This window comes from Lacrimispora algidixylanolytica (assembly GCF_003609635.1).
Taxonomy (GTDB): domain Bacteria; phylum Bacillota; class Clostridia; order Lachnospirales; family Lachnospiraceae; genus Lacrimispora; species Lacrimispora algidixylanolytica.
The window spans coordinates 1-26,137 of record NZ_MCIA01000021.1 but is presented as its reverse complement, the minus strand read 5'-3'; the positions used below and the strand labels follow the sequence as shown (position 1 = coordinate 26,137).

Sequence of the window (26,137 nt, the reverse complement as noted above, 5' to 3'; positions counted from 1 at the left end):
TTTATTTACTGACCCAGTAGCTATCCTTAAAAGCTATTAAAAAATAATTTTTTCGCTTAATACCACCAGGCCAGTATATTGGATCTATATTATAAAAGTGGACACGATAAGTAACCATATATTACAATTAAGTAGACACAAAAAGGAGGTATCTACTCATGTCCACAAGTAAAACTGGAACACGGTATGACGAGGACTTCAAACGTACTCTCGTTAACCTTTATCAATCTGGCGGTAAAACTCAGGCTGCTCTCTGTAAAGAATACGGGGTATCTCTAACTGCTCTTACCCGTTGGATCAAACAATACTCAACAGTCAAAACAGATGATGGCGAAGTCTTGACCGCCAAACAAGTGAAAGATCTACAAAAACGCAATGCTCAGCTTGAGGAGGAACTACTCATATTAAAAAAAGCGATTGCCATCTTCACGCCACACTCCAGCAACTATTAGATGCTGTTCATAAGCTTCGTTTTCAGCATGACATAAAGATTCTTTGCAATGTATTAGGTGTCAGCAGAAGTACATATTATAAGCATTTCCACTCAGTACCTGCTGACCGCACCAAAGAAAATCAGGAGATAGCCAAACGAATTCTCCAAATCTACGCTGATTATAACAAGCGTCTTGGTGCATATAAGATTACCTATGTCCTCCGGCGTGATCATGGCATCCACATCAGTGTTGGACGAGTGTACCGACTGATGAAAACACTTCAATAACCACGAATGTCCACGGAGAAGCCATATCGTAACTATCGGCATAAAGATAATGGTGATTGCACCAATCATCTCCGTCAGGAATTCAACCAGAAATCTCCTGACATTGTCTGGGCAAGTGATTTCACTTATATCAAAGTCTCCGGGAAATGGTATTATCTCTGCATTGTAATGGATCTATTTTCTCGCAAAGTCATTTCTTGGAACATTTCAGCTAGACCTGATGTCAAACTGGTAATGACTGCATTCAAAAAAGCTTATGATAAAAGGAAATGCCCTGTTGGGCTCATGTTCCATTCTGATCGAGGATCTCAATATACTGCATTTACATTCAGACAGTTATTAGATTCTCTTAATGTAGTGCAGTCTTTTTCTAAGAAAGGTTATCCCTTTGACAATGCCTGCTGTGAATCTTTCTTCAAATATTTAAAAAAAGAAGAAACCAATCGTAAAACCTATCACTCTTTACAGGAGCTACAGTTATCCATATTTGAGTATATTGAAGGTCTCTACAACTCTAGAAGACCACATGGTTCTCTTGGAATGCTAACTCCTAATGAAAAAGAAGAACTCTTCTGGAGTCAAGCTTAGTAACTGGTTCCAGAAAGTTTTTTCTAATAATCGTGTCTACTTACTTGACTATAGTGCATATTAATAAAACATTACTACTCACTCAAATTTCAAGAAATATTACATACCTCTGTAATAAGATTAATATAACTATTAATTAATACTTCTTGCTTATTTCCATCTAATCTGCACGCATCATAATCAAATATAAAATCAATACGCTCTTCTTGATCACAAACTTCCAGAATTATATCGTAGATATCAGTAAGCATAAATTTTGATAATAACAAATCCTTTCTATAAAATAATGGTAAAATACTATTTCCGCTCTTTGAATTTCTCATCTTAAAGAGGTCTTCTAAGTTGTATCTATTTCCAACCTTAAGCTGCAAATCTTCTTTACACTTATTTATTAAATCAAATTCATTTTCATTTTTTATTATATCGGCATTAAGCTCTTCTATTACATTTTGTTCATCAATCATCGTCTGAATACATACATAAGAAGTCTCTGCTGCATGTGATATTATATAGCTAAAGAAAGCAAGTAGTACTGTATATGTATCTGTATGCGCTGTCTCCCCCAATATCTTAATACCTTTATAATACTTTCCTGTAACGCTAAATTTTATTACTGAACTTTCATTATTACTATAAGAAAAATATTTATCTGGGAATTTTACAAATGATAATACTATATCTTTATTATGATATCTATTAACATCTATAAATTCTGCCAATTTAGTAATAGTGGGATATGAGAATACATCAGCTATTGAAATTTTATTTGGATAATTCTTAGCTATTTCATCAAACAAGCGTAAAACAAGCAGTGAATTGCCACCTAAATCAAAGAAGTTTTCATTACAATCTACAATTTCTATTTCTAATACTTTTTTCCAAATATTTGATAAAACAATTTCTGTATCACTCTTTGGAGTAGCAATCATAGTTCCCTCAACACTATTTCCTAATGGTATCGGTAATTTTTTAGTATCCACCTTGCCATTTGAAGTCTGCGGCAATTTATCCATTTCAACAAAATATGATGGCACCATATAGCTAGGTAAAAAAGTAGACAAATAATTTTTCAATGCCGTTGCAGAAACGGTTTCATTTACAACGATATATGCACAAAGATATTTGTCTTTTGAACTCCTCTCTCTAATTATTACAATGGCTTCATTTATATTTTCATGTTTTAGTAGACAATTTTCAATCTCTCCCAGTTCAATTCTAAAGCCTCTTACTTTAACTTGATTATCAGCTCTTCCCAAATATTCTATATTTCCATCTGGTAAATAACAGGCAAGATCTCCGGATTGGTATAGCCTCTCTTCAAATTCAAACGGACTTTTTATAAAACGCTCTGCTGTGAGTGAATCACTATTTAAATAACCTCTAGCAACTCCACTTCCTCCTATGTACATTTCTCCTACGGCTCCAACTGGCAGAAGTTTTTTGTTTTTATCCAGAATATATACTGAAGTTGTTGGTAGTGGTTTTCCTATGTTACTTAATTCAGTCTGTATATCAAGGTCAGTTACTTCATGATAAGTTACATGAACTGTAGTCTCCGTTATACCATACATATTAATTAATTTTATATTTGGATACTTCCGCTTCCATTCTTTTAGCATTAACGTTTTCAATGTCTCTCCACCAAAAATAACATATTTTAAGTTTAATTGCTTAACGTTAGTCTTCATTTCTTCACTAATAAGATTATAAAATGCTGATGGTGTCTGATTTAATACTGTAACATTATGTTTCTTTATTACTTCCAAACAATTACTTGCATTCCGAGCTACAGATTTAGATATTATAAGTGATTTTCCTCCATATAAAAGTGCCCCAAATATCTCCCAAACAGAGAAATCAAAACATGCCGAATGAAACATTGTCCATATGTCATGCTCACTAAAATCGAACTGAAAATTTTGATTATATAATAGACTCACAACATTTTTATGCTCTATCATTACACCTTTAGGGACTCCTGTTGTTCCAGAAGTGTAAATAATATAAGCTAGATTAGATGGTAAACAAACTTTTCCCAAATTTGTGGTTTCTCCATTATATATATCATCATCATCAAGACATATACTTACACCTCCGAAATGTAAAGTCTCCTTAATTTCACACTGAGTAAGAATTATTCTAATATCACTATCTTGAAACATATAACTAATCCTATCTACTGGAAAATCCGGATCAACAGGGAGATATGCACCGCCAGCTTTTAAGATTCCAATAATCCCAACTATTAGTTCAATGGATTGATTCATCACGACTCCAACCACCGTGTCTGGACCAACACCATACTGTATTAATAATCTCGCAATCTGATTAGCTCTCTCATTTAATTGTCTATAAGTTAATGTTTTATTTTCGTATATTAATGCAGTATAATTGGGAACTCTCAGTACTTGTTTCTCAAACAGTTGATTAATTGTCATATCTGATGGATATGCAATACCTGTATTACTATATTCACATAATAGCTGCATCTTTTCATTTTTAGACAATAAATCAATATCTTGTAATTGAATATTACTATTCTCCAAAACGATGTTAAAAATATTATTTAAATGAGCATATAAACTATCAATAGTCTCCTCTTTAAATAATTTAGTACAGTATGTTATATCAATATCAAGATCATACTTTTTTTCTTCCACAGTAATTTGAATATCGAATTTAGAAATATTGTTATCGATTTCATAAGTCAAAAACTTCAAATCCTCTGTATCTAATTCTCTTGGCTCCATATTTTGAAGAACTAGAACAACATCAAACAATGGATTCCTACTCAAATCCCTCTCTATATTTATTTTTTCAAGCAGTACCTCTAATGGATATTCCTGATTTTCATAGGCATTAAGCGCATTTACTTTAACCTCATCAACAAAATCTCTAAAAGTTTTAGTTCCTTGCGGATAATTTCTCATAGCAAGTGTATTAACAAACATACCTACTATTCCTTTTACGTCATCGTGATTTCTTCCAGCAACGGGAGAACCAATTATAATATCTTCTTGACCAGTATATTTATAAAACAATACGTTAAGTGCAGCCAACAAGATCATATATAAAGTAGCTCCAGATTGTTTACATAACATTCTTAATTTATTAACAATTTCACTATCCAAGCTATATTTTAAATGAGCACCTTCAAAACTTTGCATTGGAGGCCGTGAATAATCATAATGTAAATTTATAACTGGAATTTCACTTTTAAACATTTCAAGCCAATAATTCTCTTGACGTTTAAATGCCTCTGCTGTTCTCATTTCTTGTTGCCATACAACATAATCCTTATACTGTACACTTAATGTTTCCAATGATTTATTTTGATAAAGCGCTACTAAATCATCTACTAATATCCACATGGATATTCCATCCGATATTATGTGATGCATATCAAACAATAACCGATACTCATTATATGAGATTTTTATAATATTTACTCTGAAAAGAGGCGCCTTGCTTAAATTGAATGGCTTAATAAAGTCCTTTTCATAATTTGAGTTAGCAGCTTCTGAATTAATAATTTCTAAATCTACATACTCATGCACTTTTTGCATTACATCTCCCTTGTGTAACTCAAAAGAGGTTCTAAGTCCCTCATGCCTTTGAATCAATAAGTGTATAGCCTCATATAATTTATCAATTTTAAGATTTCCGATCACACGCAAGCACATGGGATTATTATAGGCTACTGATGCACTTTCTATTTGATTAATAAAAAACATTCTCTTTTGTGCCGAAGAGCATTCATAAAACTCCTTTTTTTCCAGTTTTCTTATTTGGGATTCTTTTAGTTTTGTTATAGAATCAATATAATCCGCCAAAGTTTCTATTGTAGGATATTGAAATAATTCTTTTATACCTAATACAGTATCCATTTCTTTTTTTAATTTGCTAATAAAAAAGGCAGCATTTAGAGAGTGTCCACCAAGATCAAAAAAATTATCTTTAATACCTAATGGACGATCAATATTAAAAAAAGTCCTCCACATTTCTTCGAGCTTCATCTGAGTATTAGTAATTGGCGAAATATAATCTAACTTTTTTTCACTATTCGAATTTATTTCCATATTTTGTAAAGCAGCAAAATTTATCTCCCCACTATCATTAATAGGTATTCTATCAATTTTCATAAATTCTTGCGGAACCATATAAAATGGCAAAAGACCTAATAAATATGTCTTAAGTCCTATATAATCAATAGAGTCATCTGCAACGATATATGCACAAAGATATTCATCTCCGTTCATATCCATCTTAGTTACAACAATTGCATTTTTTATTTGACAGAATCTGCGTAAGCATGCTTCAATTTCTCTCTTATCTACACAATAACCTTTAATAGTCACTTGTGAAATATTATTACCTAACAGCTCGATATAGATTTTATTGTTTTTTTCTCCATTATTACGTAAAACAGCATAATCTCCAGTTTTGAATAAATAATCCACTTTATTATTTAATATCAAAGAACTATTTGTCTCAGATTTGAAGTTTTCTAAAACTTTGGTCTCATCATAACCAATGTATAGTTCCCCTCTTACACCGATGGGACACAATTTTTTTTCAACATCCAGCACAAAGAATCTTAAATTATCAAGTAATAGTTTATTTAATGTTTTTTTCAATTTCATAAAAGGATAATGTATGGCCCAAGCAGATCCTTCTAATACTCCACCCAAAGTTATAGTCCGTATATTAATAAAATGCTCTCTCAGTGCAATACTATTTCTAATAGGTAGCCAGTTATCGCATAGTAGAAGATAACGAAGATTAGTATTTACATAATTATTATCTAACTTGCTGATTACTCTATTCATGAGGACTGATGTAGATATTAATATGTCAATTTTATTAAAATCTAAATTGAAACAGAGCTTATCTATGTTATTATAATCAGAGATTTGCACTAAAGTAGCACCGCTTATCAACACGCCAAATACATCATATAGCGAAAATTCGGAACAAAGTGAATGCAATGAAGCAATTCTACTATTCTCATTAGTCATAATCCTTTGATTTATATTAATAATTGAATTAACTGCTACTTCTTGCGTAATGATAATACCTTTGGGGCTTTCTGTATACTCACTCGTATAAATAATACACACTGCAGACTCAGACATCATATCTAATTTCACATCTTTTACTGAATGTAACGAGGTTAGCTTATTTAATTGTTCACCACCTTCTATTATTATTTTGCAGCCACTATTTGCTATAATTTGGTTTATTTTTTTAGTTTTAAATTCTGTGCTAATAGGTATATACATTCCACCAGCTTTTAATATACCTAATAAGGCTACTATTGTTTCGAGACTTTTCTTGTCTTGGAGACCTATTGCATCACCAGCTTTTATTCCTTTGGCTATCAGATAGTGTGCTATTTGATTAGATTTCTCATGTAATTCTTGATAAGTTAATACTTTATTTTCAAATACCACAGCTTCATTATACGGAGTTCTTTTTACTTGTTTTTCAAATAATTGAATCAGTGAAATATATCTATCAGAAACCTGCTCTACATTGCTATAATTACATAAAATCTGGTCTCTTTCTTGAGTAGTGAGTATATCGATATCCCCCAATTTTATTGTCGGATTTTCAACTATTTTGTTCAAAATTTTTTTGAGACGCATCATCATATTATTTACAGTATTTTCTTTGAAAAGGTCTGTAGAGTAATTAGCTTTAAACCGTATATTCCCATTATCTTCAAAAGCCTCAATTTGCAAATCAACCTGAGCAGCAGCACTACTAAACTTGTGCTCACTTATATTTGCCGCTCCAATTTCTTTTTTAATATTAACTGGATCTTGTAAAGCAAACATCACACTATAAACTGGATTTAGATTTAAGTTTTTAGGAATTTTCATTTTTTCAACAATCATTTCAAAAGGATACTCTTGATTTTCATATGCATTAATGACATTAATTTTCACATCATTAATAAAATCTTGAAAATTTTGATTAAAATCTATATTGCTTCTAATTGCAAGTGTATTAACAAATATCCCCATAATGTTTTGTAAATCCACATGATTTCTTCCAGAAACCGGAGTTCCAATAATAATATCATTTTGACCTGTGTATTTATACAGAAGTATATTAAATGCGCTTAATAATACCATATACAAAGTTGTTCTAGTATCATATGCAAGTTTATTTATCTTCTCCGTCAAATCCTTATCCATTACTATTTCAATAACATCCCCTTTAGCATCATGTACACTTGGTCTTACAAAATCTGTGGGAATATCTAAAATAGGTAATTTCCCTTCAAGATATTTCAGCCAATATATTTCTTGCTTCTTAAAAGTTTCCATATTAATACGATCGTTTTGCCAATACGCATAATCTTTATATTGAATATTAAGTTCAGGTAATTCACGATCTTCGTATATAGAAATAATTTCTTCTATTAATATTTTAAATGTAATACCATCAGCTATTATATGATGCATATCAATAATAAAAATTGCTTTTTTACATGTTGAATTATTATCTACAATTTCAATTATACCACCTCTAATAAGAGGGGATTTGCTTAAATCGAACGGTTTAATAAACTCCTTTATAATTCGCATAACATTCATCTCTTCAGCATTATAATGAATCAGCTCAAAATCAACCTCTTTATTTACTTTTTGTTTTATCCCTGAATCTAACGCATGAAATGAAGTCCTCAATATTTCGTGTCGGTTAATTAATTGCCTAAATGCTAACTCTAATTTAGGAATGTTTAATGCTCCTTCAATTTTAACCGCTCCTGATATATTATAATTAATGCTGTTTTGATTATGAAATTGTAAAGTATACATCCACTTTTGGTTTAATGATAAAATATAATACTCTTGTTCTTTAACTCGCTCAATGTTTTTACATTCAACTATGCTTAGATCTTCAATAACTTTTGACATTTTGTGAAGCGTAGAATTGTTAAAAATAGACTTTATTGTTATCTCCACATTTAATATATGATGAATTTTTGAAAGAAGTATTGTTGCTTTTAGCGAATGTCCTCCAAGTTCAAAAAAATCATCGTTTCTTCCTACCCTATCCACGTCTAACACATCACACCATATTTTAGCTAAATCTTTTTCAGTCTTATTAATTGGTGCTTCATAATTTCTTATGGAAACTTCAGAGTTTGGTTCTGGGAGCATTCTCTTATTAACCTTTCCGTTTCCTGTTAATGGCATTTTCTCTACTTGAATAAAGAAAGATGGCACTAAATATTCTGGCAATATTTCTTTTAAGTATGTCTTAAGATCTAGGTCACATAGTACCTTTTCACTTACTACATACGCACAAAGATAATGCTCCCCATCTTTTCCTTTTCTTGCAAGAACAACTGCTTCTTGAACATCATCATGCTGTAATAGTCTGCTTTCTATCTCACCAGGTTCTAATCTAACTCCTCTGATTTTAATTTGATCATCTATTCTTCCAACAAATTCTATATTTCCATCGGAACGCCACTCCGCTAAATCTCCCGTCATATACATTTTAGAGCCAACATCAAATGGATTATCCACAAATTTTTCAGAAGTTATACTCGGTCTATGTAAATATCCCCTTGAAACCCCTACTCCGGATATAAAAACTTCTCCTACAACACCAATTGGTCGCGTTTTTCTAGTTTTATCTAAAATATATACCTTTACATTATTTATAGGCTTTCCAATGGGTACAGCACCATTATCGCTAACACTAACTCTGTAAAATGTTGCAATATCTGTACACTCTGTGGGACCATAAGTATTTACTATCTCAGCATTAAAATAGTTTGATTTAGTCCAATCACTTAACACTTTTAGATTAATTGGTTCTCCACCTAAAAAAACATATTTTAGACTTTTTAATCTAATAAAATCTCTATCAGAGCAAAGTTGCACTATAGGATTAAATGCACTAGGCGCACAATTAATTATAGTTACTTTATTATTATATATTTCTCCTATAACACTTTCATAATTAATAAGCCCTTTATTAGCCAATATCAGCTTACCACCTACAAGTAATGGCGCATATATATTCTTCTGTGCCAAATCAAAACTTATTGATGCCATTAAAAGGATATTGTCTTCTTTAGATATCTGGAATTCAACGCAATACCATTCAATTAAGTTCGTAAATGAGCCATGCATTACCATTGTTCCCTTCGGCTCTCCAGTTGTTCCAGAGGTGTAAATAACATATATCATATCATTAGGGCAATTCACTTTATTCAGATTACTTACCTCTTCACTGAATATATCATCATTTGATAAGTCAATGCACTCTCCAGAGAAATCACTTTCATTTTTCTCTCCATTTTCAGTCAAAATAATATTGCAACCACTATCTCTTAAAATATATTTAATTCTCTCAATCGGATAATTAGGGTCTATTGGTAAATATGCACCACCAGCCTTTAATATCCCCATTATTCCTATAATCATCTCCAATGATCTTTCCATTTTTAATCCAACTATGGAGTTTGGCTTTACTCCTTTATTTCGTAATATCCTAGCAAGACTATTGGATTTTTCATTTAATTCTCTATAATTTAGTTTCCTGTCTCCAAACACCACTGCAATCTCATCTGGAGTCTTTTTTACTTGTTTTTCAAACAGCTCATATACTGTGACATTTTTTAAATAATCAGTTTTTGTAATATTAAAATCTTGTAATATTTTATTCTTCTCCACCTCTGATAACAATTCTATATCCTTAATTTTTATATTATGATTTGTAATCACTGTATCTAGAATTAATTTGAATGTTTTACATATGTTGTTGATATTTGCACTTGTAATTCTACCATCATTATAAATAACACTCAACTCAATACATTTTTTATTTATACTATTAAATAGAAAGAGAAGCTCATTTTGATTTGAATTACATACTAAATCTATTAGCTTTTCAGAATGCAATTCCCTCATACAAATATTAGCGGATGCAATATTCAACACTTCCTTAACTCCACTATCCAATAACGATTGTGATGTCAAGTAATCCTGATACTTATAGTGGTTCGATATTTTATTTTTTATGTTCCTCATATAATCTTCATACACATATTCTTCATGTAATTCTGACACTAGCGGCAATAAAATATTATTTTCTATTTTACCTAATCTTCCTTTATAACTTGCTATACCTACTACAAAGTCATTCTCCATGAAATACTTATACAAAGTTATGTTAAAAACAGATACAAAGAAAACATACATTAGCAGTTTATTATTCCCACAAATATTGTTTAAGGCTATTACAGTAGAACCCTCAATTGTCATTTTATATTTGGCACTACGATTCGTAACATCATTAAAATGACTTAATATAATTTTTTCGCTGTTTAAAGATTGTTTAATTTCATTTTTCCAATAGTTTGTCGCTAATAAATTTTTATCCATATATTATTCCTCTCACAATTTTAATCTGATGTATTCTATTAAAAATGTCATTAAAAATTGATTAAAATATAAACTCTAATTTATCTAGTTCATTATCTTCTTCAAAATCTTCTTTAATACAACTCAAATCTCCTATAAGGATGTCTCTATTGGCTCCTATTTTTCTTAGAATACTTATAAAATTTTCAGCTATATCAATAATAGTACTTTTTTTATAAAGTATGGTAGCATATACAAAAACCAATTTTATATCCTTTTCCTTTTCTGTATATGCCAGTTCCAAATCAACTTTTGCAACCCTTGAATTAACGGGATACATCTTCATTGAAAAGTTCTTCATATAAATCTCTTCATTAGGTACATCATTAGAATTAAAAATAATATCAAATAAAGGATTCCTACTAGCATCCCGTTTCAATGATAGACGTTCTACCAAAAATTCAAGCTGATAACTCTGATTTTCAATAGCTTGTACGGAACTCTCTTTCACCTCTTTCAAAAATTCTAAGTATGATTTATGCTCCTCAGGTTTATTCCTTAGTGGCAAAGTGTTTACAAACATACCTACTGTTTCCTGTAAATCTGCATGTTGTCTACCAGCTACGGGAATACCAATGACAATATCTTTTTGTCCACTATATTTTGAAAGTAATATGTAAAAGGCTGTTAATAGTAGCATATTTGTCGTAGTTCCAGTTTCTGCTGAAATACTTCTTAATAACTCCGTTGTATTTTCGTCAATTCTAGTATCATATCTATCTCCTTCAAAACTTTGTATATTAGGCCTATCATAATCTATTGGCATATTTAACACTGGCAACATACCATTAAATGTATTAAGCCAATATCTCTCCTGCCTTTTTATTGCATCCGATTTCAAAAAGTTATTTTGCCAAGCCGCAAAATCTTTATATTGAAGCTTGAGTGGCTCCAATTCTTTCCCCTCAAATAATTCTATAAATTCCTTTATAAGTACAGTTACAGAAACCCCATCTGATATTATGTGGTGCATATCTAAAAAAAGATAGCTATTACCATTTGTCTCCACTACATACGCTCTAAATAAAGGAGCATTATCAAGCATAAATGGGGTTATCAATTTATCAGAAAACTCATCTATACTATCATTGGTTTCAATTACAATTAATTCAAATTCCAGCTTGTCTTTTATCAACTGTACTATTTCACCATTTCTAACTGAAAAATAGGTTTTTAACGAATCATGTCGATTAATTAACTCCTTAAATATTATTTCTATCTTTTGAGTATTAATCTCACCAGTCATTTTAAATAGTGAAGGAATGTTATATGCAGTACTATCTTTATTTAGCTCTTGAAAAACATATAATCTTTTTTGTGCGGATGATACCTCGTAACAATCTCTTGGTTCAATCTTTGGTATCTGCACATAATAATCCATTTCCTTAATTTCTATCAGATGAGCCAATTCTTTAATTGTAGGTGCTTCGAAGAGCTCCTCCAGGGATATTTTTTTATTCAATTCCTTTCGAATCTTATTAATAAGAGTCATAGCTTTTAATGAATGCCCACCATTCTCAAAAAAGTTATCTTTACAACTAATTTTTTCAATTTCTAGAATATTACACCATATTTTAACTAATTTTATTTCAATCTCGCTTTTTGGTTCTTGATATTCTTCTATAGTTTCACTAAGATTAATAACTGGTAGTTTCCTTTTGTCTAACTTTAAATTATTAGTCAAAGGTAATTCATCTAATTGCATAAAATGGAAAGGTATCATATATGACGGTAATACATTAGATAAATATCTTTTAAGATCCAGATTACTTATTTTTACATTTGAAGTATAAAAAGCACACAGGTATTTATTACCACTTTTATCTTCTCTGTCAATAACAGCAACTGATTGAATAATACTATCGTCAATATTTATATTTTGATATCCTATTTTCTGTAATATATTATTTATACTATCTAAATCAAACTCTTCTTTAAGTCCAGCAATAATATCCTGCTGTGTTGCTAAGCCCAAGCGGAAATCCCATGCCAATGGTGAAGCATAATTATGAAACTTTTTATTCTTTATGTGAACATAAATACCCACATCATTAATAAAACAATTTGTAGAACAAAATCCCGTGTCTGTAGGCAGATTCCAAAAATCATCTTTATTTTTCAAGTAATTTATAATTTCGCTAGAAGATTTATTTTCATATCTGTAAAAGTCAATGAAATAAGTCTTATCAAAAGCTTGTTCATCATCTAATTTAACATTTAACAGTTTAGTAGTCTCATCTTTTACAGCATGATACATTTTTCGGAAAAGCAGGAGTTTGTTATCAATTTCATCTACATCAAAAATTCCTTGATTATACAGTTCCTGTAATTTCGTATCAAATATTTGTCCTCTTGATAACCCTGTGATAATTACATTTATTCCTTTTTCAAAAGCAATTTTTGTACTAATTGCTGTTAGTGCCTTAAAACAACCTGTACATACAGTGCATTCTTCTTTTAGACTCTCCAAAAATATCTTGTCCATATTTTCTACTTTTGAAATAATATTATCTACACCTAATTCACTAGTAATCCTGCTTATATTTTTAAATGCCGTATCAGATATGTATCCATTATCAAAAGTAAACGTGAGTACTTTTAATCCCATCTCAACAAGCCTATATAAAACATAAGAACTATCTTTACCGCCACTATACAATAACAAACAATCATATACAGAAGTTTTACACTTCTTAGCTTTATTTATGATCTTATAAAAATCCTCACTATACTTAAAATAATTATTCGCTTTGCTTTTATACTTATCATAATTATTGCAAATATTGCAAACACCTTCATCATCGAATTGTATGTTTGGATAACTAGAAGGGAGCAAACATCTCTTACAATACTTAATTTGTTTATCAAAATTACTTTTTTTATTATAATTAAGTATTTTATTCTCTATTTCACCCAATTCAATTCTACACCCTCTTATTTTTACTTGATTATCAATTCTACCTAAGAAATCAATATTACCATCAGGTAACCATCTTCCTAAATCTCCAGTTTTATATAGTATTTGATTTTCAACGTATGGATTCTTAATAAATTTTTTTTCAGTCGATTTGGAGGAGTTAAGATATCCGTTTCCTACACCATCACCAGAAATACATATTTCTCCTACTCCTCCTTCAGGAACCATATTTTCATATTTATCTAATAAATAGACTATTGTATTTGGCAAAGGCTTGCCTATCGGAACTTTTGTAAGTTGATCAATATTATTTCGTTCAACTTGATAAATTGTGGTATCTACACAACACTCTGTAGGTCCATATATATTTGCTACACAAAAATCGTCTTTTGGAAACTTATTATAGAATTCTTTAACAACGTTAGATAATAGTACATCTCCTCCAATAATAAATTGCTTAACATTTATACGTGTATTTTCGAAATTTGCTTCAGTTAAAATACCTATATGTACCGGTGTCCCATCACAGATATCAATTGAATACTTATTTAGATATTTTATTAATTCATTTCCGCTCAATCTAACATTTGTGGGTATTATATGTAGTCTATGTCCTAGCAATAAAGCGGTAAATATCTGCTGAACTGATGCATCGAAAACATACGAGGCCATTAATGCAACGTTTAATCTTCTACTATATTTACTATATATTGTATTTGATAGGCCATATACTAGATTTACCACATTTTTATGAGTGATTAATGCCCCTTTTGGCTTTCCTGTTGAACCAGAAGTGTATATAATATATGCTAAATCACTAGGACTATTTGAGTTTTCAATATACCGGTCATTTAATAATGCTTTTTCATCATGGATATTAATAATGGGACCATTAAACATAATATTATCAATGAAATCACTTTGAGTTATCACCACTGCTGCATTACTATCATCAAGCATATATTTAATTCTTTCATTAGGATATTTAATGTCTATAGGTAAATAAGCTCCTCCCGCCTTTAAAACAGCAATAATTCCTATAATCATATCTAATGACCTATCTAGTAACAATGCGACAATAGCATTACTAGTAATTTCTTTTTCTATTAAAATATTAGCTAATCGATTACTTCTGTCATCCAATTCTGCGTAAGTAAGTGATTTATCCTCATATACAATTGCGACATCTTCCGGATTTCTAGATACTTGTTCCGAGAAAAGTTTTGTAAGTGTTTTATTTTTAGGGTATTCCAAGTTAGTTTTATTTAGATGATGTATAAACCTGTTTTTATCTTGCTCCGATGTTATATTTAACTTTGAATAAATTAAGCTATCATCCTCTAGGATTACTTTTAATATTTCTTCAAACTGTCTCCCCATATTTCTAATAATTTTATCACTGTATACATTATTGTAATAATGGAAATTCAGTTCAAGTTCTTTAAACAACATAATTCCTAATGTCAAATCATAATTTGTTCTAACTACAGTTGAATATGATTTAATTTTTAACAGACAGTCACTCATCAGCACTGTTTCTAATGGATAGTTCTCTATGACAACAATAGAATCAAATATCTCGTCCTTTGATTCTATTTGGCTATATTCCTTAATTTCTAGCAAAGGTGTATTTTCATATTCTTCTCTCTGAGCCAATTCTGCGCCCACATTTGTAATAATATTTAAAAGAGTATCTCCATTATTAGCTGTAACTCTTAAAGGAATTGTGTTAATAAACATACCAACATTTTCTTCTATACCTACTACTCTACTGCCTCTTCCTGATACAGTAGTGCCAAATATAAAGTCATCTACACCTCTATACTTTTGTAATAAAATTCCCCATACACTATATAAAATAGACGCATATGATACTTTTCTTTCCTTAGCATATACTTTTAATTTTAAACTTAATTCGTCTGATATTTTATATGTAAAATCTTTTACTATCCCCTTGTTTTCTTTTTTATAAAGCATTAAATTGTAACCTTGAAAAAAATCAGACCAATAGTCTTTTTGCATTCCTTTATCTTGCTTATTCATTATTTTTATATGCTCTTTAATTTTACTTTTTTCTCTTTTATTTGGTTCTTCTCCATTATAAAAGCACGTATATGCATATGTTAGTTCTTTTAAAATTATGCTGCTGCTCCAACCATCATACAGAATATGATGATTACTAATAATCATTTCAAAATGTCCATCGAGTTTGCATAAATATAATCTCACATTTTCACTTGATATATCAATCCTTTTGCTAAAATCTCTCTTTAATACGACGTCTACAGAATTATTATCACTTATATTCTCAGTAAAATCATAATAACTAATTGTTGATTTATAAGTTTTTAATATAATTTGTAATGGCCGTTCTAGATTTTCCCATCTAAATACTGATCTTAAAATTTCATTAGATTCCACCACAAAATCCCAAGCCATTTGCATAATATCAGCTTTAATATCACCTTTTAAAACTAGCCTTATTTGCTCATGGTAATTTATACTATTTGGATCGCTTATATAATGATACAACATCCCTTCTTGAGTACTTGATAGTGGTAAAATATCCTCTATATCTTCTTTTCTTAAGGCTACCATGATAGTTCCTCTCTTTCGTTGTATATACTTTTTTTATTCAACATCACATACTTTACCCAATTCCATTTTAATTAATTTATCTGCACAGTTAAAGTAAGATTCATCATGCGTTATAACAATAATACATTTTTTTCTCTTTTTAAAAGCGGGAAGTAAGAATTTGTAGAAGAAGTATCTAAACTCAGGATCCTGATCAGCTGCCCATTCATCAAACAGATAAATAGGTCTATCTTCTAAATAAGAAACTAGTAAAGCAAGCCGTTTTCTTTGACCAGTTGATAATTTTGTAGTACTAAACCTTCCTTTTTCTATACTAACCTTTTTATCAAGATCTAGAACTTCTAAACACCATCTAATATCTTCTTCTTTCGAAGAATAATCTATACCATAGAGTGCATCAAACAGATGATAATCGCTAAAAATAGCAGAACAACTACTTGTTAGTAAATTTGCTGTTACATGCACATCGTTTAAGTACAAATCACCTTTACTGGGAGTATATAGACCCGTTATTACTTTAGCTAAAGTTGATTTACCACTACCATTTCCACCTGTAATAAATACTATTTCACCAGGTTTAAACTCATAGCTAATCGGTCCTAACTTAAAACCACCTTCATCTTTTATATTATAGATATACTCCACCTCATTTAGCCTTAGGATTTTATCCCCTTCTATTATGCATGCATTATTCGTTTCACAATCACTTGAAAATGAAAGTTGACTTAACAACACATCAATTCTATTCATGCTTACTCTCACTTCTATACTTTCAGGAATCATATGTAATATGCCATGTACCGGTCCTGTCATATAGAGCAAAATAAATACATAGCTTGATACATTTTCGCTTGACAATCCATCAATAATTAACGGAAAAACCAACGCAATAGCACCTATTGCTAAAGTAAATAATAGCTCCCCCATTATTAGTACATTTGCAAATGCTAATGCCGACTGCCTCCTTTTTTTTCTGTATTTTATACAACAATTTTCTATATCAATTATAAAATCATTTTTTTTCTTTTCATTAAGACTCAGTTCTTTAAAACCATTTATTAAATCGCTAACAAATTTATAAAATAAATTCTGTATATCTCTAGATTGCTCTTCTATTACATTGGCATACTTTCCAGCATAATAATATATATAAGCAATTATTATCATTATTAAATTTGATAGTATAAAAGCATTAAAATCAATAAATGCTAAATATAAAAAACAAAATATTAATGTAACTGAACTCGTAAGACCACTAATTAGAATATTAGCATATTTGCTTATTATCTCTGTATCATTAATTAACGAAGATTTTATTTTTTCCTTTTGAATATTTTCAAATTTATTTAGAGGTATTAATAATATATTTCTAACTATTTCTAGCCTTTTTGTATACACTATATCGTTTGTATAATTTATCAAACATTCTCTCATTAATTTTTGACCATATACATAAAAAATTAAACCTATCATAAATAACATAAATAAATTTATTTTCATACTATTACTACATTTAAGAGATAAATTAATAATAAAAATTACGAGCGCATTACCAAATCCACTAATAATGCTCAGAAATGATAATAATATTAGTGGGAGACGTTTGTTTTTTCTATAAAATGTAATTAATAGCAAATAAAAATTTGTCAATAATATACATATAATTAATAAAAATAGTACTGATTGTATGCTAACAGGCAACCAAACAAAAAGAAATTCCCATGAAACACCTTTATAAAAAACATATGGTATTTTATATATACAATAAAATATGCCCATCACAAATAGTATTGAAGAAAAAATCTTAAAAACATCTTTTAATCCACTAGAATACAATCTTCTTCTATTATTACGTATTTCTAGTATTATTCTTATAATTAAACTCAAAACCAAAATAATATCTATAATTTCAATTGTTATAAGTATAAGCGAAATTATATCTACAGTCATATTTAAATCTTTAGTATCATAATATTTATCACTTTTATTAAGTAAATTATCTATTTCGTTTGCAATAATTGAGGTATATGTAGAATTAATATTGCTGAGTATAACAATTCCTAACTGTTCTTTTGGTCTGAAAAGAATATATGAAGAAAAATTCGGATTATTTCCTCCATGAAAAAATGTCTCCTCATTTCGAGAAACAAACCAGCCTGCTGCATAAGTAGAACCATCTTTCAGTGGTTTGATTTTGTAGTTGGGTAAATGTGACTCTTTAATTAAATCGAAGTTAAACTTTGATTTATCAAGTGAACCCATTTGTATTTTTAACCACTTTTCCATATCTTCAATATTAGATACTATGTATCCAGCTGGCTTATTTCCTCGATATATAGGTGCATTATAAACGCGAGGTACCAAATAACTAATTTTATATCCTTCAACAATATTTTTTGATGAAAATTGACTTGCATTTAAAGATGTGTTTTGTAACCCCATAGGTTTTAATACATTTTCTTCAATATAGCTTTCATAACTAGTCTCTGTAACATTCTGGATTATAAAACCTAGAACATCATAATTTACTGATGAATATTGAAACTCAAAGCCTGGTTGACTATCTAATTCAATATTGTTTATATTTTTTACAGTTTCTTCAATGGCACTATCAGCATCGGATATTGGTATTTTGTCAATACAATTAAATGGAATACCACTTGTATGATGAAGTAATTCTTCGATAGTAATCGTTGCAACTTTTCCTTTGTATTTTACTTTGAACCACGGGATATACTTATTTACGGTATCATTTAAGTCAATTAATCCACTCTCATGTAATTGTAAAATGCCTAAAGCAGTAAAAGCTTTAGTATTAGAACCTATTTCAAACAGCGATTTAGAAGTTATTGGCTTCTTCTTTTCTAATTCTGCATACCCGAAAGTGTTTTGATAAATTGTTTTATCACCACTAACTATAGCTACTGCCATTCCGGGAATCTTAGCTGCATTCATCTCTTCGTAAATAAGTTCCTCTATTTTTTTTTCTTCGCCGTCATCAAAGCAATCATCATTATTATTAGAATATCCAAAAACGTTATTATTCAATAAAATTAGAATTGTGCAAATAAAGACAAATATAAAAATCATAAATTTATATAATTTTTTCAAAACTCAATCCCCCTTAAAACCAATTTGGCAACTATGAATTTACCAAGAATTAACTTTATTTAACACCATTCCTTCTTGTGTAATGCCACTATTTCTTCTTAAATAATTTGGCTACTTTAAAATATATAGCACTATGCATTACTTACAAGTTTTACGCCTCAAAAGATAGCATACCTACGTTTAAGAATTAAATAACAGATTGCCAACAGCATTTAAACTTTCCTATACTATTTCCCATAATCATAGCATGTAAGCCTGTCCTATTCTCTAACCACTCTTAGTTTCCCAAAGTGAACAAACTATCTAAATCTTCTTGCGAAATATTAGCCACATCAAAATCTGACGGAGTTAATTCTTTTACACACTTATTGTTACTCTCTTCTAAAATTAAGCCCATAATCTTTATATAGTCTTGGCAAAAGTCTCTTACTATTTCGTATTTTAAACCATTATTATAAGTAATATCTATTCTGATTTTTTTATTAACCACCATAATTGCAATATCCATTAAACAAGATACATGATTTTTTTCATCCATTCCCAGGCCAAAATCAAAATTTATAATATTTTTATCAATAATGTTATCTAAATCACCTAAGTAATTAAAGCGTATAAGTTTATCACTTTTATAACTAAACTCATTTTTTTCATAACTGAGTATGCTAAAATCAAAACCATTATTAGGTATTTTTCTAATTTGTTCTTTAATAGATTTTATATTACAGTCCATTTCTTCATAATTTACCTCAAAAAATGCTGGAAATATATTAGTAAACCAGCCAATAGTTCTGGAAATATCAATACTCTCAATAATATTTTCCCTTCCATGCTTTTCTAACTCTAATATTACTTGCTCATTACCAGTTACTTTATTTATGGCGAGAATCATAGCAATAAGTAATGTATCACTAAAATCTGTGCCATAAATTTCGTTTACTGTTTTTATTAAACCATTTGTAGTTTTTTCATCTACTAGTTCACTTAACACAGATGTACCTTTTACTTTTTCAATGTTATCAACTAAATGCATAGAATAAGAATTTGTTCTTTTTAATATATTCTCCCAATACCCTATTTCAACGTTATAATTTTTCTTACTATAATGAATTAGTTGGTCCGACCAATCTTTTAACGAATTTGTTTTCATTGGTAATGTGAACTCCTGACCATTTAATACTTGATTCAGTAGAGTATTAAAATCGCTAACAATTATTCGCCATGAAATACCATCAATTACTAGATGATGAGAAACAAACAATAAACTGTAAGTGCTATTGCCTAAGTCAAATACAATAAATTTAAATAACAACGAATTTTCAATATCAAACTTACACAATTTATACTTATTGATTTCATTAACTTGATCATCATAGGAATGCTTTGATAAATCTAAATAACGGAGTGTTTTTTTCTCAGTTAAGTATTGATTATTGTAATAAAGCATTCCCAATTCTCTATTATAATTTACTCTTAGCCCGTCATGATGTTCAATTAACTTATTAATAATCGAACCCATCTTATCAATATCAATATTCTTTACATTCAGACGTAAGTATTGATTATAAATACTCTCGTTAATAAATTTTTGATTAAAAAACCACTTTACAATCGGCAAGACATTAAAATTACCTTCGCATATATTCTGGTCGATAAAATTTGCACTATTATTATATTTTATTCTGCTAGCCGTCTCTTCAATAGTGTCAAGGCCTAATATATCTTTTACCATTAAATCCAATCCTAATGATTTAAGTTTCGAAGAAATCTGTATGGCTTTAATTGAATCCCCTCCTAACTGATAATAATTATCTTTCATATTTACATCATTAACTCCCAGAAATTCTTTCAGCACTATTGCAAACATTTTTTCCGTATTAGAGAAATGTTGATTTGGACATTCATTATCAATTTGAGGGATTGGAAGTAAGTTGTGGTCAATCTTACCGTTTGCTGTTAATGGTAAGTTATCTAAAAAAACAAAATATGATGGAATCATATAACTAGGTAAAAATTTTCTTAACCATATTCGAATCTCTAAATCAAGTATGTTCTTTTTGCATACTACATAAGCAATTAGTACATTATCTTTAATCATGTCTTGCCTGTATAATACAGCGGCATCCTGTATATATTCATTCTCTATCAAACGTCCTTCTATTTCGCCAAGTTCGATACGATGTCCTCTAATTTTTACCTGATTATCAATTCTACCTTCATAAATAATACAACCTTTTTCAAGATACCTTGCTGCATCTCCAGTTCTATACATTTTTTTCCCTTTAATAAATGGGTTAGCAATGAATTTTTCGTAAGTTAAACTACTGCTATTAAAGTATCCTCTAGCCACACCGTCACCTGAAATATACAATTCACCTACCATACCAGTAGGTACTACACTTAACTCACTGTTTAATACATACACTTGAACGTTATCTATTGGATAACCAATTGGTACTGACATATTGTTACTTGTTTCTTGGGTATATTTATATATCATACAGCCCACAACTGTTTCTGTAGGTCCATATTCATTATATATTTCTACTTTCTTTCCAAAACTGTTGTAAATGTTATCAGCGACATTTGTTTTTAAATCATCACCTCCAACAATTAATCTTTTTATTCTACTCTTACTATTATCACTATCTTTTAATAATACTAGGTGCGCCGGTGTTAGTTTTAACACAGATATCTTATTTTCTCTCAAAATTTTATATAGTATAAACTCTGTCTCATCCGAATCATAAACTATAATACGATTTCCAGAAATTAATGGTGTATATATTGAAGTCACGGTTAGGTCAAATGAAATTGATGAATATAATGGCATAACTTCATTTTTGTCTTTTAAATACATTCTAGCAGCCCACCAAATATAATTAGTCAATCCCCTATGTTCAATCATTACTCCCTTAGGTTTACCTGTCGATCCGGACGTATAAATAATGTAAGCTAAATTATCTAACGGAACATCTGGTTTAATAAAAGTGCTGCTACTATACAATTCATATTTAAATCCACTTAAATTTGTAATAATTCCCACAAAATCAGTTTCTTTATGAAGTTCCATATTAGTTAGTAGTATGTGACATCCTGAATCTTCAAGCATATAGTTTACACGCTCGGCAGGAAGATTAGGATCTATTGGTACATAAGCGCCTCCTGCCTTCATGATTCCTAGCATTCCTATTATTAATTCCATAGAATGACTTGCAATAATTCCTATTACAGAGTTATTCTTTATTCCATTTATCATTAGATATTTAGCTAATTGATTAGACTTCTTATTAAGCTCCTGATAAGACATCAACTTGTCATTAAATTCTAATGCAATTCTATTCGGATTAGCTATAGCCTCTTCTTCAAATAGCTCGCTGACAGTCTTTGCCGGATAGAGAGTAAATGTTTCATTTACTTGAAACAATTTGTAATCGATTTCATTCTTACTAAGCATTTCAATATTCTTAACTTTAATGTTCGGATTTGCTAATATTTCTTGAATGATGTTTGATATATATACAAGCATCGTATGTATTTCAGCCTTTGAATACTCACATATTTTATAGTCAAAATTTATTGTAATTCTATTATTATCCCATTCTTTAATAACCAATTGTAAAGAATAGCTTTGGTTTCCATTATAATATTCCTCGATTTTTGTAGACTTCCCATCAATTTCATTTACAAACTGAGAATTGTAATAATTAACGGATATATTAAATAAGCTGTCATATCCCGCACTATTTATATTCAAATCTTTAAGTAATAAATCATATGGATATTTTTGATTAAAAAAACACATGCCCAATTCTTTTTTTATTACACCAACTAGCTCTCCTATTTTAAGCTCATAATCTACAATAAATCTAAATGGCATTGTACTTGTAAACATCCCTATTACTTGTTTTTGCTTTCCGATTCTATTAGATACTGGAACGCCAATGATTATATCCTTTTTATTACTAATTTTATATATATATATAAGTATAATCATAATAAAAAATGTATTTAAGGAGCATTTATTTTCAACTAAGAATTTTTTAATTCCTGATGTCATTCTTTCATTTATGCTATAGGACGCTCTATCACCTTCTATACTATTCGTTGATTTATACAAAAAATCTCTCGGTGAATCAATGAATTTTTCAATCCAGAATTTTTTGTTTTTCTCAAATCTATAAGAAGATAAATACTTGTTTTCATCCTCTACAAAATCCAAATAAGAATAGTTCTTGCAAAAACTTACCGACTCTCCCTTTATTAATTTATTATATACTTCACAAATTTTCTGTTCTAAAAGGCTTATAGACCATCCATCCGCTATTATATGGTGAATAGTTAATAATACACCATACTTAATTTTGCTTATTTTAAATATTTTTAATCTATATAACTGACTATCCTCCAGTAAAAAATGTATTTTAAATATTTCTTCTGCCCAAATCTTCTGCTCTAACTCTGGATTCTTATAGTTCGAAAAGTCTACAAATTCCATGTCTTCTTCAAGAAAATCATGAATATATTGAACTGGTTCTCCATTTTTCACCGTAAACCTAATTCTTAATTCCGGATTTTCTTTTATAATAATATTAAGCGTCTTGCTCATTATTTCAAAATTAATATACTTATCAATAAACAAACAGCCACCAATATTATGAATGGATGAGCCCGAATTTATTTTGTCTACATACCAAACTCTTTTTTGTGGATGAGTTAATTTATAGTAATATTTTTCTATATAATTCACAAAAACCCCCCCCTTACTTAGTACCTTTCTAAAATCGTGCTTATAATATTAGTAATGTATTCTATGTTATCATTGATAAAAAAGTGATTTCCCTCAAACGAATAAAGCTCAATACTCTTACATACATGATTCTTCCAAGCTAAGATATCTTCCATACTAATATCATCTTTTTTACCATAAAAAATCGAAACATCACAATTAATTCTCGCTAATTTCTCCTCATAATTATAATTGTCAAGTATTCTAATATCATTCTTAATTACAGGAAGAAATATTTGTAGTAATTCTTGATAATCTAGTATTTCTTCAGACATTCCACCGAACTTTGTTATATAGTTTATAAAATCATTATCAGAAAGTTCTAAAATAGTTCTGTTATGTAACATCTTACTAGGTGCTTTATGTCCTGAAAAAAAGATATGTTTAGGCAATTTAAAATCTCCATCACTTAGTTTATAATATAGTTCATATGCTAAAAGGCTTCCCATACTATGACCATATATACAAAAATCATCATCTACTATTTTGTCTTTGATATTAACGAATATATCATCTACTGCTTCTTCTACACTTTTGTATAAAGATTCACTAAATCTTCTTCCTCTACCTTTTAATTGTATAGGAACCAATTCAATTGAATGCCCTAAATATTTTCTCCAACTATAAAAAATAGTCTCTGATCCCCCAGCATATGGTATACAAAACAATTTCATTATTTTTACCACCCCTACTTTATCTTATGATTAATAAAAAATATAATATCATATCTTTTATTAAATAAATATTGTATTATAAAATCTAACATTTATTTAATTATAAAAAATATCTATCAATTAAGAATCTCATAATTAACATTTACTGCCTATTATTTTTATATTCATTATATGTAATTTTCATTCAAAAAGATAGTTTATTATTATTTTAATTTATTTATTTACATCAGTAATAAAAATTTTTATTATTTCAATGAAAGTTTAAATATAAATTATTATTAATTAATAGAACAATACTCTTTCTCCATAATTGTTTATTGATTTTTAGTATCAAAAAATTTTTTTCTCAATTCTACTCTTTGTTTATACACTTACAAAAAAGTGTAATTATTTCAAACAAACGAATACATATATTTTCTTATAATATCTTCAGTAACATAGTATTTAATGTTTTTCTCGTTTTTATCACAACAAATAGAGCATAAATAGTTTTCTTCTTTCCAGGTAAAATACTGATAAATGTCTCCATTTACAAGAGTATTTATAGATGTTAGATCTTGGCAGATTCCTAATCCATTTCTTTTTACAAATGCTTCCTTACGCGTCCATATTTTGTAAAATGCATAATTTTGTATTTCTTGATGAAGTGAACTCAGATAATTCATTTCTTTAGGATGACTAATATATGGAATTAAATCCTCTGACATTTTACTTATTTGTTCAATATCAACTCCAACGTTTCCGGTATTACTGATAGAGCAAAGTATAGCATTTTTAGAATGTGATACATTAAAATAAGCATTTGGATAATCTATTACAAAAGGTTTTCCATTTTTCGTAGTTGTCAGTCTAAATTTTTGTGGTGGAAGTTTTAATAATTTTGAAAGTGCCAAACGTATCATTAATTCAGCATAAAACGATAACTTCTTATCAATTTCAAAATAATAACGTCTAATCTTCTCTTGCTTTTCAAAAGATATATGTGAAATCAAAGAATCTTTCATATCAAAAACATCATCTTCCAAAAACATTATATAACTATCCATAAAAACTTCCTTCCCCATCATATATAAATGCTATAGAAATCTTCACTGACTCTCAAGATAATTTATTTCTATATGGCTAACTCTAATAATACTATACTACTTTTTTATATTATTGCATATAACTTATTAGTCTCTATTACAACTTTACCAAATCTATTTTTATTGGGAAATAAGTCTTACTATTTTTTTATAATTCGTCTTTATTTAATTTATAACTTATATGGTTGATAAAATCTTTTAAACA

6 protein-coding genes and 1 pseudogene are annotated in these 26,137 nt (G+C 29.2%); 1 reads left to right on the top strand and 6 read right to left on the bottom strand.

The window, feature by feature from the left end; genetic code table 11:
- Window positions 1–158: 158 nt before the first annotated feature.
- Window positions 159–1,309, top strand: a pseudogene (locus tag BET01_RS12290) (IS3 family transposase).
- 89 nt (window positions 1,310–1,398) lie between these two features.
- Here BET01_RS12290 and BET01_RS12285 read toward each other — a convergent pair.
- From BET01_RS12285 to BET01_RS12260, 6 genes are all read right to left on the bottom strand, one after another.
- Window positions 1,399–10,722, bottom strand: coding sequence for a non-ribosomal peptide synthetase (locus BET01_RS12285; RefSeq protein WP_120197118.1), 9,324 nt, complete (start codon window positions 10,720–10,722; stop codon window positions 1,399–1,401).
- A gap of 61 nt (window positions 10,723–10,783) precedes the next feature.
- Window positions 10,784–16,276: a non-ribosomal peptide synthetase gene (locus BET01_RS12280; protein WP_120197117.1), complete on the bottom strand. Its 5,493-nt coding sequence runs from the start codon at window positions 16,274–16,276 to the stop codon at window positions 10,784–10,786.
- A gap of 33 nt (window positions 16,277–16,309) precedes the next feature.
- Window positions 16,310–19,387 (bottom strand): cyclic peptide export ABC transporter, encoded by a 3,078-nt coding sequence (locus tag BET01_RS12275; protein ID WP_120197116.1) that lies wholly within the window; start codon window positions 19,385–19,387, stop codon window positions 16,310–16,312.
- Between the two features lie 277 nt (window positions 19,388–19,664).
- Window positions 19,665–24,134, bottom strand: coding sequence for a non-ribosomal peptide synthetase (locus tag BET01_RS12270; protein WP_120197115.1), 4,470 nt, complete (start codon window positions 24,132–24,134; stop codon window positions 19,665–19,667).
- A gap of 17 nt (window positions 24,135–24,151) precedes the next feature.
- The gene (locus tag BET01_RS12265) at window positions 24,152–24,847 is read right to left on the bottom strand and encodes a thioesterase II family protein (RefSeq protein WP_120197114.1); all 696 of its coding nucleotides are present in this window, start codon (window positions 24,845–24,847) and stop codon (window positions 24,152–24,154) included.
- A gap of 392 nt (window positions 24,848–25,239) precedes the next feature.
- Window positions 25,240–25,893, bottom strand: a complete 654-nt coding sequence (locus tag BET01_RS12260; RefSeq protein ID WP_158585046.1) for a 4'-phosphopantetheinyl transferase family protein — start codon at window positions 25,891–25,893, stop codon at window positions 25,240–25,242.
- Between the last annotated feature and the right edge of the window lie 244 nt (window positions 25,894–26,137).

Coding starts and splice junctions, on each gene's coding strand:
- BET01_RS12285 (WP_120197118.1), bottom strand. CDS start 10,722: ATGGATAAAAATTTATTAGCGACAAACTATTGGAAAAATGAAATTAAA.
- BET01_RS12280 (WP_120197117.1), bottom strand. CDS start 16,276: ATGGTAGCCTTAAGAAAAGAAGATATAGAGGATATTTTACCACTATCA.
- BET01_RS12265 (WP_120197114.1), bottom strand. CDS start 24,847: ATGAAATTGTTTTGTATACCATATGCTGGGGGATCAGAGACTATTTTT.
- BET01_RS12260 (WP_158585046.1), bottom strand. CDS start 25,893: ATGGATAGTTATATAATGTTTTTGGAAGATGATGTTTTTGATATGAAA.